This window comes from Pseudomonas sp. LTGT-11-2Z (assembly GCF_003691445.1).
In the GTDB taxonomy this organism is placed as follows: domain Bacteria; phylum Pseudomonadota; class Gammaproteobacteria; order Pseudomonadales; family Pseudomonadaceae; genus Aquipseudomonas; species Aquipseudomonas monteilii.
The window spans coordinates 5,986,244-6,003,236 of the sequence record NZ_CP033104.1 but is presented as its reverse complement, the minus strand read 5'-3'; the positions used below and the strand labels follow the sequence as shown (position 1 = coordinate 6,003,236).

Annotated in this window: 7 protein-coding genes; all 7 read left to right on the top strand. The window is 62.9% G+C overall.

Translation table 11 applies throughout. The features are described from left to right. Nucleotides 1-324 precede the first annotated feature (324 nt). The 7 genes from gabD to D8767_RS28280 all read left to right on the top strand — a co-directional run bounded on the left by gabD (nt 325) and on the right by D8767_RS28280 (nt 16,942). Nucleotides 325-1,767, top strand: a complete 1,443-nt coding sequence (gene gabD / locus D8767_RS28310) for an NADP-dependent succinate-semialdehyde dehydrogenase (RefSeq protein WP_015268576.1) — start codon at nt 325-327, stop codon at nt 1,765-1,767. Nucleotides 1,768-1,949: 182 nt separating this feature from the next. Beyond that, nucleotides 1,950-3,227, top strand: coding sequence for a 4-aminobutyrate--2-oxoglutarate transaminase (gene gabT / locus D8767_RS28305; RefSeq protein ID WP_016714431.1), 1,278 nt, complete (start codon nt 1,950-1,952; stop codon nt 3,225-3,227). A gap of 138 nt (nt 3,228-3,365) precedes the next feature. Then, complete coding sequence (locus D8767_RS28300; protein ID WP_016714432.1) at nt 3,366-4,664, top strand: response regulator; 1,299 nt, start codon at nt 3,366-3,368, stop codon at nt 4,662-4,664. Nucleotides 4,665-4,898: 234 nt separating this feature from the next. Beyond that, nucleotides 4,899-6,593 (top strand): ShlB/FhaC/HecB family hemolysin secretion/activation protein, encoded by a 1,695-nt coding sequence (locus D8767_RS28295; protein ID WP_016714433.1) that lies wholly within the window; start codon nt 4,899-4,901, stop codon nt 6,591-6,593. A gap of 9 nt (nt 6,594-6,602) precedes the next feature. Then, nucleotides 6,603-7,121 carry a toxin-activating lysine-acyltransferase gene (locus D8767_RS28290; RefSeq protein ID WP_016714434.1) on the top strand — a complete coding sequence of 173 codons (519 nt, stop codon included), beginning with the start codon at nt 6,603-6,605 and terminating at the stop codon, nt 7,119-7,121. Nucleotides 7,122-7,145: 24 nt separating this feature from the next. Continuing rightward, nucleotides 7,146-16,073: a hemagglutinin repeat-containing protein gene (locus tag D8767_RS28285; RefSeq protein WP_122048511.1), complete on the top strand. Its 8,928-nt coding sequence runs from the start codon at nt 7,146-7,148 to the stop codon at nt 16,071-16,073. Beyond that, nucleotides 16,073-16,942 (top strand): PoNe immunity protein domain-containing protein, encoded by an 870-nt coding sequence (locus D8767_RS28280; protein ID WP_016714436.1) that lies wholly within the window; start codon nt 16,073-16,075, stop codon nt 16,940-16,942. Before D8767_RS28285 ends, D8767_RS28280 begins: the two co-directional genes overlap by 1 nt. Nucleotides 16,943-16,993: the final 51 nt, after the last annotated feature.

Genomic DNA, 16,993 nt, shown 5'->3' with positions numbered 1-16,993 from the left:
AAAGCGTACGCGCGCAAATCCCACAGGAAACATTGGCCCGAAACAAACGTAGGAGCGAGCGCAGCTCGCGATGCGCCGCGCGGGCGGCGCTCAGTCTGACAGGCGCAAAAGCTGTTATGGCAAGCGCCAAACTTTCACATTTCCCACCGCTCGATCGTCTAACCTGAAGCGACATTTCCGGACGGACTGTTCAACCATTCGTTCTTTTTTTCGAACAGCCTATTGTCCAACACCCCAGCAGCCGCTTAGCATTCGTTTGAGATTTCAAACGCTCGATGCCCTGCCTTGGGCGCTTTTCAACAATCAACAATTCGGGAAGCCGACATGCAGCTCAAAGACGCTCAGTTGTTCCGCCAGCAAGCCTACATCAATGGTGAGTGGCTGGATGCGGACAACGGCCAGACCATCAAGGTGACCAACCCGGCCACCGGTGAAGTCATCGGTACCGTGCCGAAGATGGGCACCGCGGAAACCCGCCGCGCCATCGAAGCCGCCGACAAGGCCCTGCCGGCCTGGCGTGCCCTGACCGCCAAAGAGCGTTCGGCCAAGCTGCGTCGCTGGTTCGAACTGATGATCGAGAACCAGGACGACCTGGCTCGCCTGATGACCACCGAACAAGGCAAGCCACTGGCCGAAGCCAAGGGCGAAATCGCCTACGCCGCCTCGTTCATCGAGTGGTTCGCCGAAGAAGCCAAGCGCGTCTACGGTGACACCATCCCTGGCCACCAGCCAGACAAGCGTCTGATCGTTATCAAGCAGCCAATCGGCGTTACCGCGGCCATCACCCCGTGGAACTTCCCGGCCGCCATGATCACCCGTAAAGCCGGCCCGGCCCTGGCCGCTGGCTGCACCATGGTGCTCAAGCCTGCCTCGCAAACCCCATACTCCGCCCTGGCCCTGGTCGAGCTGGCCCACCGTGCCGGTATCCCGGCTGGCGTGCTGAGCGTCGTTACCGGCAGCGCTGGCGAAGTGGGCGGCGAATTGACCGGTAACTCCCTGGTACGCAAGCTGTCCTTCACCGGCTCGACCGAAATCGGTCGCCAGCTGATGGAAGAATGCGCCAAGGACATCAAGAAGGTTTCCCTGGAGCTGGGTGGCAACGCCCCGTTCATCGTGTTTGACGACGCCGACCTGGACAAGGCGGTCGAGGGCGCGATCATCTCCAAGTACCGTAACAACGGCCAGACCTGCGTCTGCGCCAACCGTATCTACGTGCAGGACGGCGTCTACGACGCGTTCGCCCAGAAGCTGGCCGCCGCTGTCGCCAAGCTGAAGATCGGTAACGGCTTGGAAGAAGGCACCACCACTGGCCCGCTGATCGACGGTAAAGCTGTCGCCAAGGTTCAGGAACACATCGAAGACGCCGTTGGCAAAGGCGCCAAGGTGCTGTCTGGTGGCAAGATCATCGAAGGCAACTTCTTCGAGCCGACCATCCTGGTTGACGTACCGAAGACCGCTGCCGTCGCCAAGGAAGAGACCTTCGGCCCACTGGCGCCGCTGTTCCGCTTCAAAGACGAAGCCGAAGTCATCGCCATGTCCAACGACACCGAGTTCGGCCTGGCTTCGTACTTCTACGCCCGCGACATGAGCCGTGTGTTCCGTGTTGCCGAAGCCCTGGAATACGGCATGGTGGGTATCAACACCGGCCTGATCTCCAACGAAGTCGCGCCATTCGGCGGCATCAAGGCTTCGGGCCTGGGCCGCGAAGGTTCCAAGTACGGTATCGAGGACTACCTCGAAATCAAATACCTGTGCATCAGCGTCTGATAGCACGGTAAAGGCTTTACCTCTGCCAGCGGGGCGCGAGAGCGACGTCTCGCTGGCCTTTTTTACATCGCAGTACCTGGTGGCCAGGGCGTTTGCGGCAGTCGATCAACGAATACTGTTCGCGAGCACTCCCAGCCACCCCCGAATAAAAGCGCCATTCCTGTCGGCGCAATGAGGGCATTATGAGCAAGACCAACGAATCCTTGATGCAACGTCGTGTAGCTGCCGTCCCACGTGGCGTCGGCCAAATCCACCCGATCTTCGTCGACACCGCGAAGAACTCGACCGTGATCGACGTTGAAGGCCGCGAACTGATCGACTTCGCCGGCGGCATCGCAGTACTGAACACCGGCCACCTGCACCCGAAAGTGGTTGCAGCCGTGCAAGATCAGCTGACCAAAGTCAGCCACACCTGCTTCCAGGTGCTGGCCTACGAACCCTACGTAGCGCTGTGCGAAAAGATCAACAAGCTGGTACCAGGCGACTTCGACAAGAAAACCCTGCTGGTCACCACCGGCTCCGAAGCCGTTGAAAACGCCGTAAAAATCGCCCGTGCTGCCACTGGCCGCGCTGGCGTCATCGCCTTCACCGGCGGCTACCACGGCCGTACCATGATGACCCTGGGCCTGACCGGCAAGGTCGTACCGTACTCCGCTGGCATGGGCCTGATGCCAGGCGGCATCTTCCGCGCCCTGTTCCCGAGCGAACTGCACGGTATCAGCGTTGACGACGCCATCGCCTCGGTCGAGCGCATCTTCAAGAACGACGCCGAGCCACGCGACATCGCCGCGATCATCCTCGAGCCAGTACAAGGCGAAGGCGGCTTCCTGCCAGCGCCGAAAGAGCTGATGAAGCGTCTGCGCGAGCTGTGCGACAAGCACGGTATCCTGCTGATCGCCGACGAAGTACAGACCGGCGCTGGCCGTACTGGTACCTTCTTCGCCATGGAACAGATGGGCGTTGCGCCTGACCTGACCACCTTCGCCAAGTCCATCGCTGGCGGCTTCCCGCTGGCCGGTGTGTGCGGCAAGGCCGAGTACATGGACGCCATCGCGCCAGGCGGCCTGGGCGGCACCTACGCCGGTTCGCCGATCGCTTGCGCCGCGGCTCTGGCCGTGATCGAAGTGTTCGAAGAAGAAAAACTGCTGGACCGCAGCAAGGCTGTGGGTGAGCGCCTGACCACTGGCCTGCGCGAAATCCAGAAGAAGTTCCCGATCATCGGCGACGTCCGTGGTCTGGGCTCGATGATTGCTGTCGAAGTCTTCGAGAAAGGCACTCATACCCCGGACGCTGCTGCTGTTGGCCAGGTTGTTGCCAAGGCACGCGACAAGGGTCTGATCCTGCTGTCCTGCGGCACCTACGGCAACGTCCTGCGTATCCTGGTACCGCTGACTGCTGAAGACGCCCTGCTGGACAAAGGCCTGGCCATCATCGAAGAGTGCTTCGCTGAACTCGCTTGATGTGACGCGCTTCAGAAAAAACCCGCCTCGGCGGGTTTTTTTTGTGCCCAGAAAAGCCCTGGGGCGCTATCGTTAGCGGAGGATTTGCTTTGGAAGCTGCGACGGACTGTGTGTCAGGCTAATCAGGAGCTGTTGGCGATGAGCGCTGCAAACCCCACCGCACCACACGTACTGATTGTCGAGGGTGATCCCTGGGTACGTGACATGCTCAGCGAGATGCTGCTCAGCGTGCGTTGTGATGCCCGGCTGCAGGTATGCGCCGACGGCTCGCAGGCACTCAACCTGTTGGCCAACAAGCCTGACCTGATCATCGCCGCCCGCGAGCTGGCCGGTGTCGACGGCCTGGACCTGCTGCGCAAGGTCCGCGCCAAAGGGCCGGGCTTGCCGTTCATCCTCATGAGCAACCGCAGCGACAGCGCCAGTGTGCGCGAGGTGTTGCCTCTGCACCCCACCGCCTACCTGAGCAAACCACTGAACCTGGACAACCTGCGCAAGCGCCTGGAAGAGCTGCTGGTGGCCGTTGGCGAAGAAATCGCCTGCCCGGTGCCGGCTTTGCCGGCTGGCGCCAGCCTGCCCGCTTACCTTGAGCAGCGCCGTGCTACCGCCGATGGTGGGCCGCTGTTGGCCGATGTGCAGGTGGCGATCAAGCGAGCGCTCAACCCCCAGGGCCTGAACCTGAAGGTGCTCGAAGAGGAAGTGCGTAACGACCCTCAGGTTACCGCCGTGTTGATTGCCGCCGCCAACAGCGCCGCGCTGCACCGTGACGCCCCGGTACAAACGTTGCTGCAGGCCTTGAACAAGCTTGGCAGTACCCAGAGCATGAACCTGATCTTGGGCATGACCCTCAAGCGCAGCGCACGCCTCAGCGACCCGTTGCTGGCGGAACATGCCGCCCGTTACTGGGACCTGTCGCTGCACACTGCCGAATATGGCCGTACCTTGGCGCGCATGCTCGAACTGGACGAAGGGCGTTGTTATTGCGCGGGTTTGCTGCATTGCCTGGGGGACTTGGCGGTGTTGCGCTGCCTACAGGAGTGGCGCCTGGCCGGCGGCGAGCTGGACGAGGACAAGGTGCAGCTGTCGCTTGACGAATTTGGTGCGGCGTTCGGCTCGGCGCTGCGTACCCGCTGGCGCTTGCCGTTGACGCTGCGGGAGTTGATCGCGGCCATTTACCAGCTTGGCGGTGGTGTCTATTCGCGGGAGATTCTGGCCATGAACCTGGCTGGGCAGTTGTCACGGCTGCCGGCCGAGCAGGGGATGGAGAAGGTGGCCAGTGGCAAGACCGCGCGCTTGCTCAAGCTTGGGTTGCCAGCGCTGAACCGGCTGCGCAAGGTGGAAAACCCCGAAGCGAACCCCGTGCAGTTGGCCGAGGCGCCCTTGACAATCGACGAACCGACGCCCCCCGAGCAGCCCGAGCCAACCGAGCCGACTGCCTAAGCGTTTGCATGCGCTGTGCGCCTCCAGGGTAGTCGCGCAGCGCCCTGACCCCGCTACCCGGCCGCTGCTTAATTTTGTGTTAGTTGCGACAAAACACGACTTTTAGTGTGGGAATTGCTTCACAAAAAGCTATTTTTCACCAATTTTCTTCCCATCTACTGCAACTTTTCCTGCTCTCGCCCGTCACATCGCCCGATAAACGCCTCCGTACTTATCGGTCCACAAGGATGTGATATGCCTACCATCGCCCTCCGCCTGCTCCTGCTGGCCGGCTGCCTGAGCGCAGCGCAAAGCAGCCTTGCTGCCACAGCCGACGATCCTCTGTTGCGCCAACAGCAGCGCGAACGGGCATTGCGTGAGCAGCTTGAAGCCCAGCCGGATGTTCGCCTGGAAGCGCCCACCACCGCGCACGGAATACTGCCTGCCCGGGAAACCCCGTGCTTCAGGATCAACGACATTCGCCTGATCGGCGACGCCGCCGAGCAGTTCCAGTGGGCCCTGGCGGCGGCCAACCCCAACGGTGACCCCGCGCTGGGGCGCTGCCTGGGGTCGGGCGCTATCAACCTCACCATGAAGCGCATGCAGAATGCGATTATCGAAAAGGGTTACGTCACCACCCGGGTGCTGGCCGAAGCACAGGACCTGAGCAGCGGCATCCTGGTACTGACCCTGCTGCCGGGGCGTATTGGTGATATCCGTTTCGCCGAAGGCACAAGCCGCCGGGCCAACCTGTGGAACGCCATGCCGGCTCAGCCCGGCGACCTGTTGAACTTGCGTGATATCGAGCAAGCGCTGGAGAACTTCAAGCGTGTGCCCACCGCAGAAGCCGATATCCGCATTGCCCCCGCCAGCGGCCGCAAGGCCAAGCCCGGCGAGAGCGATGTGATCATTGCATGGCGCCAGCGCTTCCCGGCACGCCTGAGCCTGTCGGTGGACAACGGCGGTAGCAAGACAACCGGCAAATACCAGGGCGCCGTAGCGCTGTCGCTGGACAACCCGTTGAGCCTCAACGACCTGTTCTATGCCAGTTTCAACCATGACCTGGGCGGTGGCGAGTCCGGCGACAAAGGCTCCAAGGGCCATACGCTGCATTACTCGGTGCCCTTCGGTTACTGGCAGCTGGCGGTGACCAGCAGTGAGTACGACTACCACCAGAATGTGGCCGGGGTTAACCAGAGCTTCCAGTACCGCGGCGAGAGCCGCAACAACGAACTGCGCCTGTCGCGCCTGGTTTACCGCGATGCCGTGCGCAAGACCACGCTGTGGAGCAGCCTGTGGACGCGCTCGTCCGACAATTTCATCGATGACACGCAGATTCAGCAACAGCACCGGCGCATGGCTGGCTGGCAGGCGGGCTTCAACCACCGCGAGTTTATCGGGCCGGCCACCCTCGACCTGGGGGCCAGCTACCGCCGCGGCACCGGTGCCCATGGCTCGCTGGAGGCTCCTGAAGAGGCGATTGGAGACGGCTCGTCGCGCTCGAAAATCATCCTCGCCGATGCCCAGTGGCAAGTGCCGTTCAGCGCCTATGACCAGCGTTTACGCTATCTGGGTGCGTGGCGCGCGCAGTGGAACCGTACCGAACTGGTTCCCCAGGACCGCTTCAGCATCGGTGGGCGCTACAGCGTGCGCGGCTTCGATGGTGAAAACATTCTGGCCGCCGACCGCGGCTGGACCTTGAGCAACGAACTGGGCCTGGCCCTGGGCAGCAGCGGCCAGGAGCTCTACACCGGTATCGATTACGGCGAGGTGGGCGGCAATTCCGCCGACTACCTGGTTGGCCGGCGCCTGGCCGGCGCTGTGGTGGGAGTACGCGGCGGGTACCGTAACCTGTCCTACGACTGGTCGTGGGGCACGCCGCTGAAAAAGCCGGACGGTTTCGAGACCGCCCACTTCACCAGCGCCTTTACCGTCGCGTTGTCTTTCTGAGGGCCCACCATGCGATTCGACACCTTTGAGATCACGGCCCCTGGCGTGTTCGACGAGCCCTGGAACGAGGCCACGGCGCTGGGCAGCGCCACCTGGTTGTGGATGCACTCCCAAGCGCACCGTGATGTGCCGCTGCACACCCTGTCGAGCCTGCTGCTGCCGGCCCTGAAGCACCGCCAGTTCGTGCTGGGCAGCGAGGGTGGCAAGCCGGTGTTCTACCTGTCGTGGCTAAGCCTGGACGAGGCAGCCGAGCGCCGCTACCTGACGCGTTCGCCCATCGAGATGGACGACGCTGACTGGTGCAGCGGCCAGCGGCTGTGGGTGAACGACTGGGTTGCGCCGTTTGGCCACACCGAGGTGCTGAGCCGGCTGTTGTTAAGCCGCGTGTTCCCCAACAGCTGTGCCCGCGCGCTCTACCACAAGGGCGAACAGCGTGGCCTGAAGATCAAGACATTTCATGGCATCGGCGTGATCCCCGAACAGGCCCGTGCCTGGTTTGCCGCCCACCCCGTCGTCACCGCTGGCTGACCTGCAAGCGCAAAGGGAGTTGCAATGAACAAGCACCTTTACCGGATCGTTTTCAACAAGGCGCGCGGCCTGCTCATGGTGGTGGCCGAAAATGTCAGCGCGCAGGGCAAGGCGCCGGGCAACACGCAGGCGCCAGGACACAGTGCCGGACAGTGCATCGCAACCTTGGGCCGCTTGCGCTTTGCCGTGATGGGCGCCCTGGGCCTGGTAAGCCTGAGTGCTGCGCCGGCCTGGGCTGCGGGCATTGTTGCCGACCCATCGGCTCCAGGCGGCCAGCGGCCGATGGTGATGGAAAGCGCCAACGGCACACCTTTGGTCAACATCCAGGCGCCCAGTGCAGCAGGTGTTTCGCACAACACCTACAACCAGTTCGACGTCGATGGCCGAGGTGCCATCCTCAACAACGCCGGGAGCAATAGCCAGACGCAATTGGGCGGTTGGGTCGAAGGTAACCCGTACCTGGGCAATGGCAGTGCGCGTGTCATTCTGAACGAAGTCAACGCCAGCAACCCTAGCCAGTTGCGCGGCTATGTCGAAGTGGCCGGCAAGCGCGCCGAGGTTGTGATCGCCAACCCGGCGGGTATTACCTGTGACGGCTGCGGCTTCATTAACGCCGACCGCTCCACGCTGACCACCGGGCGTGCTCAGCTGGAGAATGGCCAGATCACCGGCTACCGCGTTGAAGGCGGCACCTTGAGCATCTCTGGCAAGGGCCTGGATGCCCGTGACAGTGACTACACCGACCTGATTGCACGCACCGTCGAGGTAAACGCCGGGGTGTGGGCCAGCGACCTGAAAGTCACCGCCGGGCGCAATCAGGTGAATGCAGCTAACACCCAGGCTACTGCGCTTGCAGACGACGGCAGCGCCAAGCCGGAAGTGGCAATTGATGTGGCTGCACTGGGAGGCATGTACGCCGGCAAGATCAAGCTGGTGGGCACCGAGGCCGGCGTAGGCGTGCGCAACGCCGGGCAAATCGGCGCCATGGCCGGTGACGTGGTGGTCAGCGCCGATGGCAAGCTGGTCAACCAGGGGGCGATCAGCAGTGCCAGTGCCTTGCAGGTAGCGGCCGGAGCTGTTGAAAACAGCGGCAGTGCGTATGCCAAAGGCTCACTGGAGGTGACCAGCGCCGGTAGCGTGACAAACAGTGGCGTGCTGGCTGGCCAAGGCGATGTGAATATCCAGGCCGCCACGCTCAGCAACAGCAAGGCTTCCTTGCTGGCGGCTGGCGTCGATAGCGCAGGCAAGTCCAGTGGCAATGCCCGCCTGCAAGCCAGCGCAGAACAGATCGCGGCCAATGGCCAGGTCCATGCCAGCGGCACGCTCGACCTGCAAGGCAAAAGCATCGACCTGCAGGGTAGCCAGGCCCAGGCCGGTGACATGCGGCTCAATGCAACTCAAGGTGACCTGGACTTGGCCGACAGCCAGATCAACAGTGCAGGCACGCTCAATGCCAGCGCCGTTGGCACCTTGCGCAGCGACAGTGCGAAGGTCAACGTGGGTAACCTGCAACTGACGGCCAAGCACATTGCCAACGTCGGTGGTGAGTTGGTGCAGACGGGCCAAGGCGCTTCCAGCATCCAGGCCGCAGGCACGCTGGATAACCACGACGGGCGCATCGCCAGCAATGGTCAGGACCTGACCCTGCAAGCCAGCCACCTGAATAACCAGCAAGGCAAGGTCGAACACGCCGGCAGCGGGCAACTGACGGTGCAGGCCGATCAGTTCGACGGCAAGGCGGGCACCTTGGCCAGTAACGGCAGCTTGCAGCTGACGGCGCAGGACGCCGTACTCGCCGAGGGGCAGACCCAGGCCCGCAAGCTGGTGCTCGACACGCGTACCCTCGACACCCGCGATGGCACGGTCATCGCCACGCAGGGCGGCTCCCTCGAAGTGCGCAGTGCCCAGCACCTGGACAACCGCGGTGGCACGCTTGCCGCCGGTGGTGCGGCCAGTTTCAACGTGGGTGAGTTGCTCAACGACGACGGCACCCTCAGCGCTGGTGGCGCCTTGAACATACAGGCCCAGCGCCTGAGCAACTTGGCCGGCACCGTGGCGGCCACCCAGGCCATGCAAGTGATGGCCGGCCAGCTGGACAACAGCGGCGGGGTACTCGGGTCGGTGAATGCCGGCTTGCAGCTCATGTTGGATAACAGGCTGCTCAACCTGGGCGGGCGTCTGGAAGCGACGGGGGACATTCAGCTGAGTGCAGCGGGTGTGGATAACCGTCAAGGTGTGGTCAGTGGCCGAAACCTGTTGCTCGACAGTCGCGGTCAAAGTGTCGATAACGGCGGTGGCACCCTCGATGCTGCTGCCACGCTCGACTTGCGCAGTGGCGAGTTGCTCAATGCCGCTGGCTTGATCCAGGCCGGTGGTCGCCTGCTGGTCGACACCGGCGACAAGGCGTTGCGCAATAGCGATTCCGGCACCACCCAGGGCATCGTCGGCCAGGGTGAAGTGCAACTGCACAGCGCACAGTTGATCAACGACCAAGGTTTCATCGCCGGCAAGGGCGACGTATTGCTGGCTGCCGAAACCCTGGTGAACCACGGCCAGATCATCGGTGAAAGCACGGTGCGTCTGACCGGCGCCCAACTGGATAACCAGACGGGCGAAGTCCAGGCACGTGGTGCGCTGACCCTCGAACAGGCCAACACGGTCGACAACCGCAACGGCCTGTTGCGCAGCGCCGGGCAGCTCACCTTGACCACGGTGCAGCTGGACAACAGCACGAGTGGGGGCCTGGACCATGGCACTGAAGGCCATTCGCTGCTGCTGCGCGCCGACAGCCTGGACAACCGTTCGGGCGCACTGCGCGCCGACAGCGACATCGACCTGGGCCTGAGCACTGGCCTGAACAACGATGCAGGCCTGGTTTCGGCAGGCGGCAAGCTGTTGCTGGCCGACCGTGACAGCAACGCCACGCGCCTGCGCATCGACAATGGCAGCGGTACCCTGCTGGCAGGCAGCCTGCTGTCGATGAATGCCGCCTACTTCAGCGGCAGCGGCCAAGCCTTGAGCCTGGGCGACCTTATCCTGCGCCAGCAGGGCGACCTGACCACCCGCGGGCGCCTGCAAGCCAATGGCACGCTGGACATCGCCATTGGCGGCAGCCTGAGCAACAGCGGCCAGCTGTTGGCCGGCAAAACCCTCGCGCTCAGCAGCCAGGCGCTGGATAACCAGGCCAGCGGCGAGCTGTCTGCCACTGCAGTGAATGTGCGCGTCGGTGGCCAACTGACTAACCGGGGCCTGTTCGACGGCCAGCACGTACGGCTTCAGGCCGCTACCCTCGACAACCTTGGCACCGGGCGCGTTTACGGCGATCAGTTGGCCATCTCTGCCAACGCGTTGAACAACCGCGACGAGCAGGGGCGTGCGGCGGTGATCGCTGCCCGCGAGCAACTGGACATCGGCGCCCAGTCCATCGACAACCGCGAAGACGCGCTGTTGTTCAGCGCCGGCGATCTGGCCATTGGTGGTGCACTCGATGCCGACGATCATGCCACCGGCAGTGCCGCAGAGCTGCGCAATGCCAGTGCCACTGTCGAGTCCCTGGGTGACCTGCGCCTGGCAGTGGCCGCATTGCGCAACACCAACGAACACTTCAGTACCGCCCAGGTGCAGGTCAGCAGCGAGCAACTGCGCGAGTACCAGATCAGTGGCTCGCCGAACCGCTACAGGCCTGACGAGGTCAGCGTCTACAACGACGAAGTCGACCACCTGCGCACACCGACGGGTACCCGCGACAACTTCAACCGCTACGACTACACCCGTACGGTGACCGAAACCCGCATCCTGACCTCGGCACCAGGGCAGATCCTGGCCGGTGGCAACCTCACCTTCAGCGGCGACTCGATTTACAACGACAAGAGCCGCATCCTCGCGGGTGGCCTGCTGCAGGCCGGGGCGGCCACGGTGACCAACACCGAGGTGGATGGTCAGCGTGTAACCACCGACGCCGGTACCGCCACCAACTTCTACCGGATTCAGCGCAAGGGGCGCGACCGCCAAGGCACCAGCGTCACCGCCTATCGCCCCGCACCGTTAATCCAGGACATCGACCTCACCCCCACCGAGTATGGCGAGCACGCCACCATCAGTGGCAGCGGCACCCAGATCAACGGGCGCGAGCAGCAGGCGGTGGGCCAGCAGGTCGCGGCAGTCGGGCAAGTGGACGCCCAGGTCAGCGAGCAGCACCAGGTGGGCGCCGTGGTAGAGGTGAAACTCGAAGACGGCCAGGGCGTGGCCGACCTGGTACGCAGCGGCGCGCCGAGCCTGGCGCTGCCGAGCAACAGCCTGTTCCAGACCAACCCTGCAGGCACCCAGGGTTACCTGATCGAGTCGGACCCGCGCTTCACCAGCTACCGTCAGTGGCTGTCGTCGGACTACATGCTCGACCGCCTGAAGGTCGACCCGGCCACCACCCAGCTGCGCCTGGGCGATGGCTTCTACGAACAGAAGCTGATCCGCGAACAGATTGCCCAGCTCACTGGGCGCCGCTTCCTCGACGGTTATGCCAGCGACGAAACCCAGTACCGGGCCCTGATCGATAATGCCGTTACCTTGGCAAACGACTGGAACCTGGTGCCGGGTGTTGCCCTGACTGCCGGGCAGATGGCCCAGCTGACCAGCGATATCGTCTGGCTGGTGCAGCGCTCGGTAACCCTGGCCAATGGCGAGACGCGCCAGGTGCTGGTGCCGCAGGTCTACGTGCGGGTACGTGAAGGCGACCTCACCGGCAATGGTGCCCTGATCGCCGGCCAACAGCTCAAGCTCGACCTCAGCAGCGACTTGCTCAACAGTGGTAGCCTGGGTGGGCGCAGCGTGATGGCGCTGACCGCGCAGAACATCGACAACCTCGGTGGGCGCATCCAGGCCAACAATGTGTCGTTGCAGACCCGCGACAGCCTCAATAACCTCGGTGGCCTGATCGGTGCCACCGACAGCTTGGCCATCGACGCCGGGCAGGACATCAACGTGCGTTCGCTGACCCGCGACAGCAGCAGCGAACAGGGCAGCCGCACCAACGTGTCGCGGGTGGCCGGGTTGTTTGTCAGCGGCGCCGAGGGCACGATGCGGGTGTCGGCCGGCAACGACCTAAACCTGGCTGCAGCCCAGGTGGTCAACACCGGCGCAGGGGGCGTCACTCAGCTTGAAGCCGGGCGTGACGTCAACCTGACCACGCTTGGCGAAAGCCACCAGCAGTCGCTGGTGTGGAACTCCAGCAACTGGCGCAACGAGGCCAGCCGTGGTGAGGCTGGCAGTACGGTGCAGGCTACCGGCGACCTGCGGGTTCAGGCTGGGCAGGATATTGCGGCCCGAGGCGCTACCTTTAGGAGTGAAGAAGGCATGGTGCTGGCCGAAGCCGGGCGCGACCTGACACTGGCCGCATCCGAGCAGTACCAGTTCGCCGATGAAGCCCACAAGTTCAAGGGCAGCAACGGGCTGTTCTCCAGCAAGACCACCACCCTGCGCGACACCGTGAGCCAGACCCAGGCCAGTGGCAGCACGCTCAGTGCCGAGCAGGCTTACCTGCAAGCGGGCCGCGACATCAACGTGCGCGGCAGCGATGTGGTATCCACCAGCCAGACCGTGCTGGCGGCTGACCGCGATATCAATATCGAGGCCGCCAGCGAAAGCAGCAGCGAGCGCCATGACAAGGCCACCAAGAAAAGTGGCCTATTCAGCGGTGGCGGTATTGCGGTCACCCTGGGCACCCAGGAACAGAGCGTCAAAGACCTCACCACCCGCGAAACCGCACGTGCCAGCACCGTCGGCAGCACTGAGGGCGACATTCTGATCGACGCCGGCCGCCAGTACCGCCAGGTGGGCAGTGATGTAATGGCGCCCAAGGGCGACATCGACGTGCTGGCCCAGCAGATTGCAATCACCGAAGCCCGTGAAACCACCGAACGCACCCGTGAAACACGCTTCAAGCAGACCGGTTTCACCCTGACCATCACCAACCCGGTCATCAGTGCCATCCAGACCAGCCAGCAGATGCACGACGCCTCGAAGAAAACCGAGGATGGCCGCATGCAGGCGCTGGCGGCGGCGACCACGGCACTGGCGGTGAACAATGCCGCAACTGCCGTAGCGCAGGACCCGGGGATGGCCGGTGGTATCAACATCAGCCTGTCACTGGGTACCAAACAGCAGCAGAGCACCACGGTGCAGCACAGCGATGCTGCTGCGGGCTCGACCATCGTCGCTGGCAACGACGTGCGCCTGCACGCCACCGGAGCGGGTAGCGACAGCGATATCACCGTGCAGGGCAGCGACATTCGTGCCGGCCGCGACGCCTCGCTGGTGGCCGATGGCGATATCAACCTGCTTGCCGCACGCAACACCAGCCAGCAGGACAGCGACAGCAAAGGCAGCAGTGCCAGCGTGGGCATTGGATTTTCGCTGGGGGGCAGTCGCAACGGCTTCACCCTCGACCTGGGGGTGAGCGGCAACCGTGGCGAAGCCGACGGCGATACCCTGACTCACACCAATAGCCATGTGCAGGCGGGCAACACGGCTTCATTGATTTCTGGCGGCGACACCAACCTGCGCGGTGCAGTGGTCAGTGGCCAGCAGGTGATCGCCGACGTGGGCGGTGATCTGAACATCGAAAGCTTGCAAGACACCGACACCTTCAAGGTTGACGAGAGCAGCATGGGCTTTGGCCTCAGCCTGTGCATCCCGCCGTTCTGTGCCGGCGTCAGCTCGGTGTCGGTGGACGGTGCCAGTGCCAACTTTGGCGGCACCAACATGGACTCGGACTACGCCAGCGTCACCGAGCAGTCCGGTATCAAGGCCGGTGATGGTGGCTTCGACGTGCGTGTGGGCGGCAACACCGACTTGGTCGGCGCAGTCATTGCCAGCAGCGACAAGGCCGTGCAGGACGGCAACAACCGTCTGGTTACCGCCAGCCTGACCAGCAGCGACATCCGTAACAAGGCCGAATACGACGCCAGCACATTCAACATCGGTGGCGGCTGGAAGGCAGCGGGCAAGGACCAGGAAGGCCAGGTGCAGACGGGCGGCAAGGTCAGCCCCGGCACCGAGCTGCCAACCAATGAAGACGAACTGGGCGCGAGCCTGCCCATCGCGATCAGCGCCAGCGACAGTGCCAGTAGCGTGACCCGCAGCGGCATCAGCGGTGGGTCGATCCTGATTACTGACGAAGCCGCCCAGCGCGAGCGCACCGGCAAGGGCGCTGAACAGACGGTTGCCGAGCTGAACCGCGATGTGTCCAGCGATCGCGACAGCAGCGAAGCGCTCAAGCCGATTTTCGATGAAGAGCAGATTCGTGCCGGGTTCGAGATCGTCAATGCCTTTGCCAACGAAGCCGGCACGCTGCTGGCGAACAAGGCCAAGGAAGTTGACGAGAAACGCAAGGCTGCGGCTGAAGCGGATGCGAAAGCCGATGCTGCAACCGACCCCTTGGCTGCCTTGGCCCTGCGCGAGCAGGCCATCAGCCTGCGTGGCCAGGCCGACGGCATCGCCGGCAACTGGGGCTCCGGTGGTACCTATCGGCAGATCACCACCGCTCTGGTGGCGGCTGCGAGCGGTAATATCAGTGCCGGCAACGGCGCCTTCCTGCAAGGAATGGTGGTCAACTATGTGCAGCAGCAAGGTGCCGGCTACATCGGCGACTTGGTGGCCGACGGCACGCTTGTCGAAGGCTCGCCCTTGCATGCGGCCTTGCACGGCATCGTTGCCTGCGCCGGCGCAGCGGCCAGCAGCCAGAGCTGTGGTAGCGGCGCGGCTGGCGCGGCAGCGTCGAGCTTGCTGACCGGGCTGTTCTCTGAAGCCAGCCCTACCGAAAGCGAGCGCGAGCGAGAGGCCAAGCGCAACCTGATCGTCAGCCTGGTCACGGGCCTTGCGGCTACCACCGGCCTGGATGCCGCGACGGCGACTGGCGCTGCCTCGGGGGCGGTAGATAACAACTGGCTGGCCACGCAGCAGCTGGTGCAGGCGAAGAAGGAAGTTGATGAGGCGGACGGTTTGTTGGCCAAAATGCAGGTCGCGGCCAAGTGGGGCTTCATCAGCAAGAAGCAGGACTTGTTGACCCAGACGGGCATTGGCGTTGGCTTGGTCGAGGCCGGTTTCAGCGATATCCAGGGGATAGCGCAGTTGCTCGCCCACCCAATCGATAGCCTCAATGGCATGAAGGCATTGGTTACCGATCGCGCAGCCCGTGAGGCATTCGGTGATCAGGTGGTCAATGAGCTGAGCGACAAGATCGACCGCATGAAACTGGCCCTTGAGCAGGGCGGGGACGACCAGGCTTTGCAGCTCGGACGTGACCTGGGTGAGCTGGTCTGGCAGGTGGGCAGCATCGCTACGGGGGCGGGTGGTATCGCCAAGGGCGGCGTGAAGTTGGCCACGGTCGGCATCAAGCTGAGCACCAGCAGCCTGGAAAGCATGGCGGGTATGGGGCGTTTCGAAAAGCTCTTGGCCAAAGGTGGGCAATTCAACCCCAACGGCACACCGATCATGGACTTCCGAGCGTTGAGCAATGCACAGAAAAGTATTGTTGGCGACCTGATGGGCGGCGAGCGCATTCAGCAGATCGTGCCCGGTGCGCAAAAAATTGGTCGGGCGCCTGACATCGGCCAGACAGGCATCGATGACTTGTACAAGGTCAACAAGCCTGATGTGGACTATCTGATTGTTGAATACAAGTTTGGCTCTTCAACGCTCAAGCAGACCAAGGATGGTATGCAGATGAGCGATAGTTGGTTGACAGGGGCGAACACTAACTACAATCGCGTTCTGGAGTCGGTAAGCGGTGATGCGCGCGAAGCGAGAAATATCCGGCAAGCGCTGGCTGCCGGGCGCGTTGAGAAGTGGTTGGTTCATACCGACCCGTTTGGCAATGTGACCGTCGGGGTGTTGGACAAGGCAGGCAAGTACGTGGCCGACCCGACGGCTACCTCCAAGTTACTGGGGATCAAGTGATGAAAATGCGTGCACCTCTTGGCGATCCTGCCTACTGGGCGGAGTGGGTCGCTTTCGGTGAGGAATCCATCGCCCTTGGCTGGGAAACAGCCAGCAAACCTTTCGGCGACCCATCCTATGCACCGCAATACCTGTTCGAATTGGCGCAGGATCATTGGCATCAGATGTTGCGTTGCTATTCGGCGGGTCTGCCAACCCCGTCGCTGGCAAGCTACTTTCCTGGGCTGCTCGATGCCTGGGAACGCTCTCAGGCATTAGGTGCGCAGCAGTGGACCGAAGATCAGGTATTCACCCGTAATGCTTGGCGAGTTAACTATGACCATTACATTACTTGCTTCTGGGTGGTGGCGTTGGCGCTGGTATTGGAAATTCCCGACGAGCAGTGGCAGCGGTTGGTCCGATTGGTGGGCAACGAAGGTGAAGATAGCCTGCTGGATCGCGTAATAGCGACCCGTTCGCCACAGCGGTGTATTGGCGGCGAGTTGCTTTACCCCAAACCATACGGGCGGTTGCAAACTGCGATCGATGCCGAGCGCCCCCAGCAAGCCAGTCTGCTGCGTGATTTTGTTGACCATTGGTATCTTGAGCTCGGTAATGGTGCACGGTCTGGCAAGTACAAACAGGCTGCAGCGTTCAAGCACCCCTACTGGTATCGCTATGGCGATGAGAACTTTGCTGGCGGTGCGTATTTTGGTCGCTGGTGCGTCGAGGCTGCGGCGGCGGTCAAGGTATTTGGACTGGATGATCAGCTTTGTCTCGGCCATGAGCATTACCCACAGGCGTTTTTGCATGAGCAGGCGGATTTGCCATCACCACCAGTAATCGAGCGCGAAAAACGTGGGTTCTGGGCCAGGTTGCTAGGCAAGTGACTGGAACACCTGATTAATCGAGGTTAAGCAGGCGCTCGGATTGCCTTCACT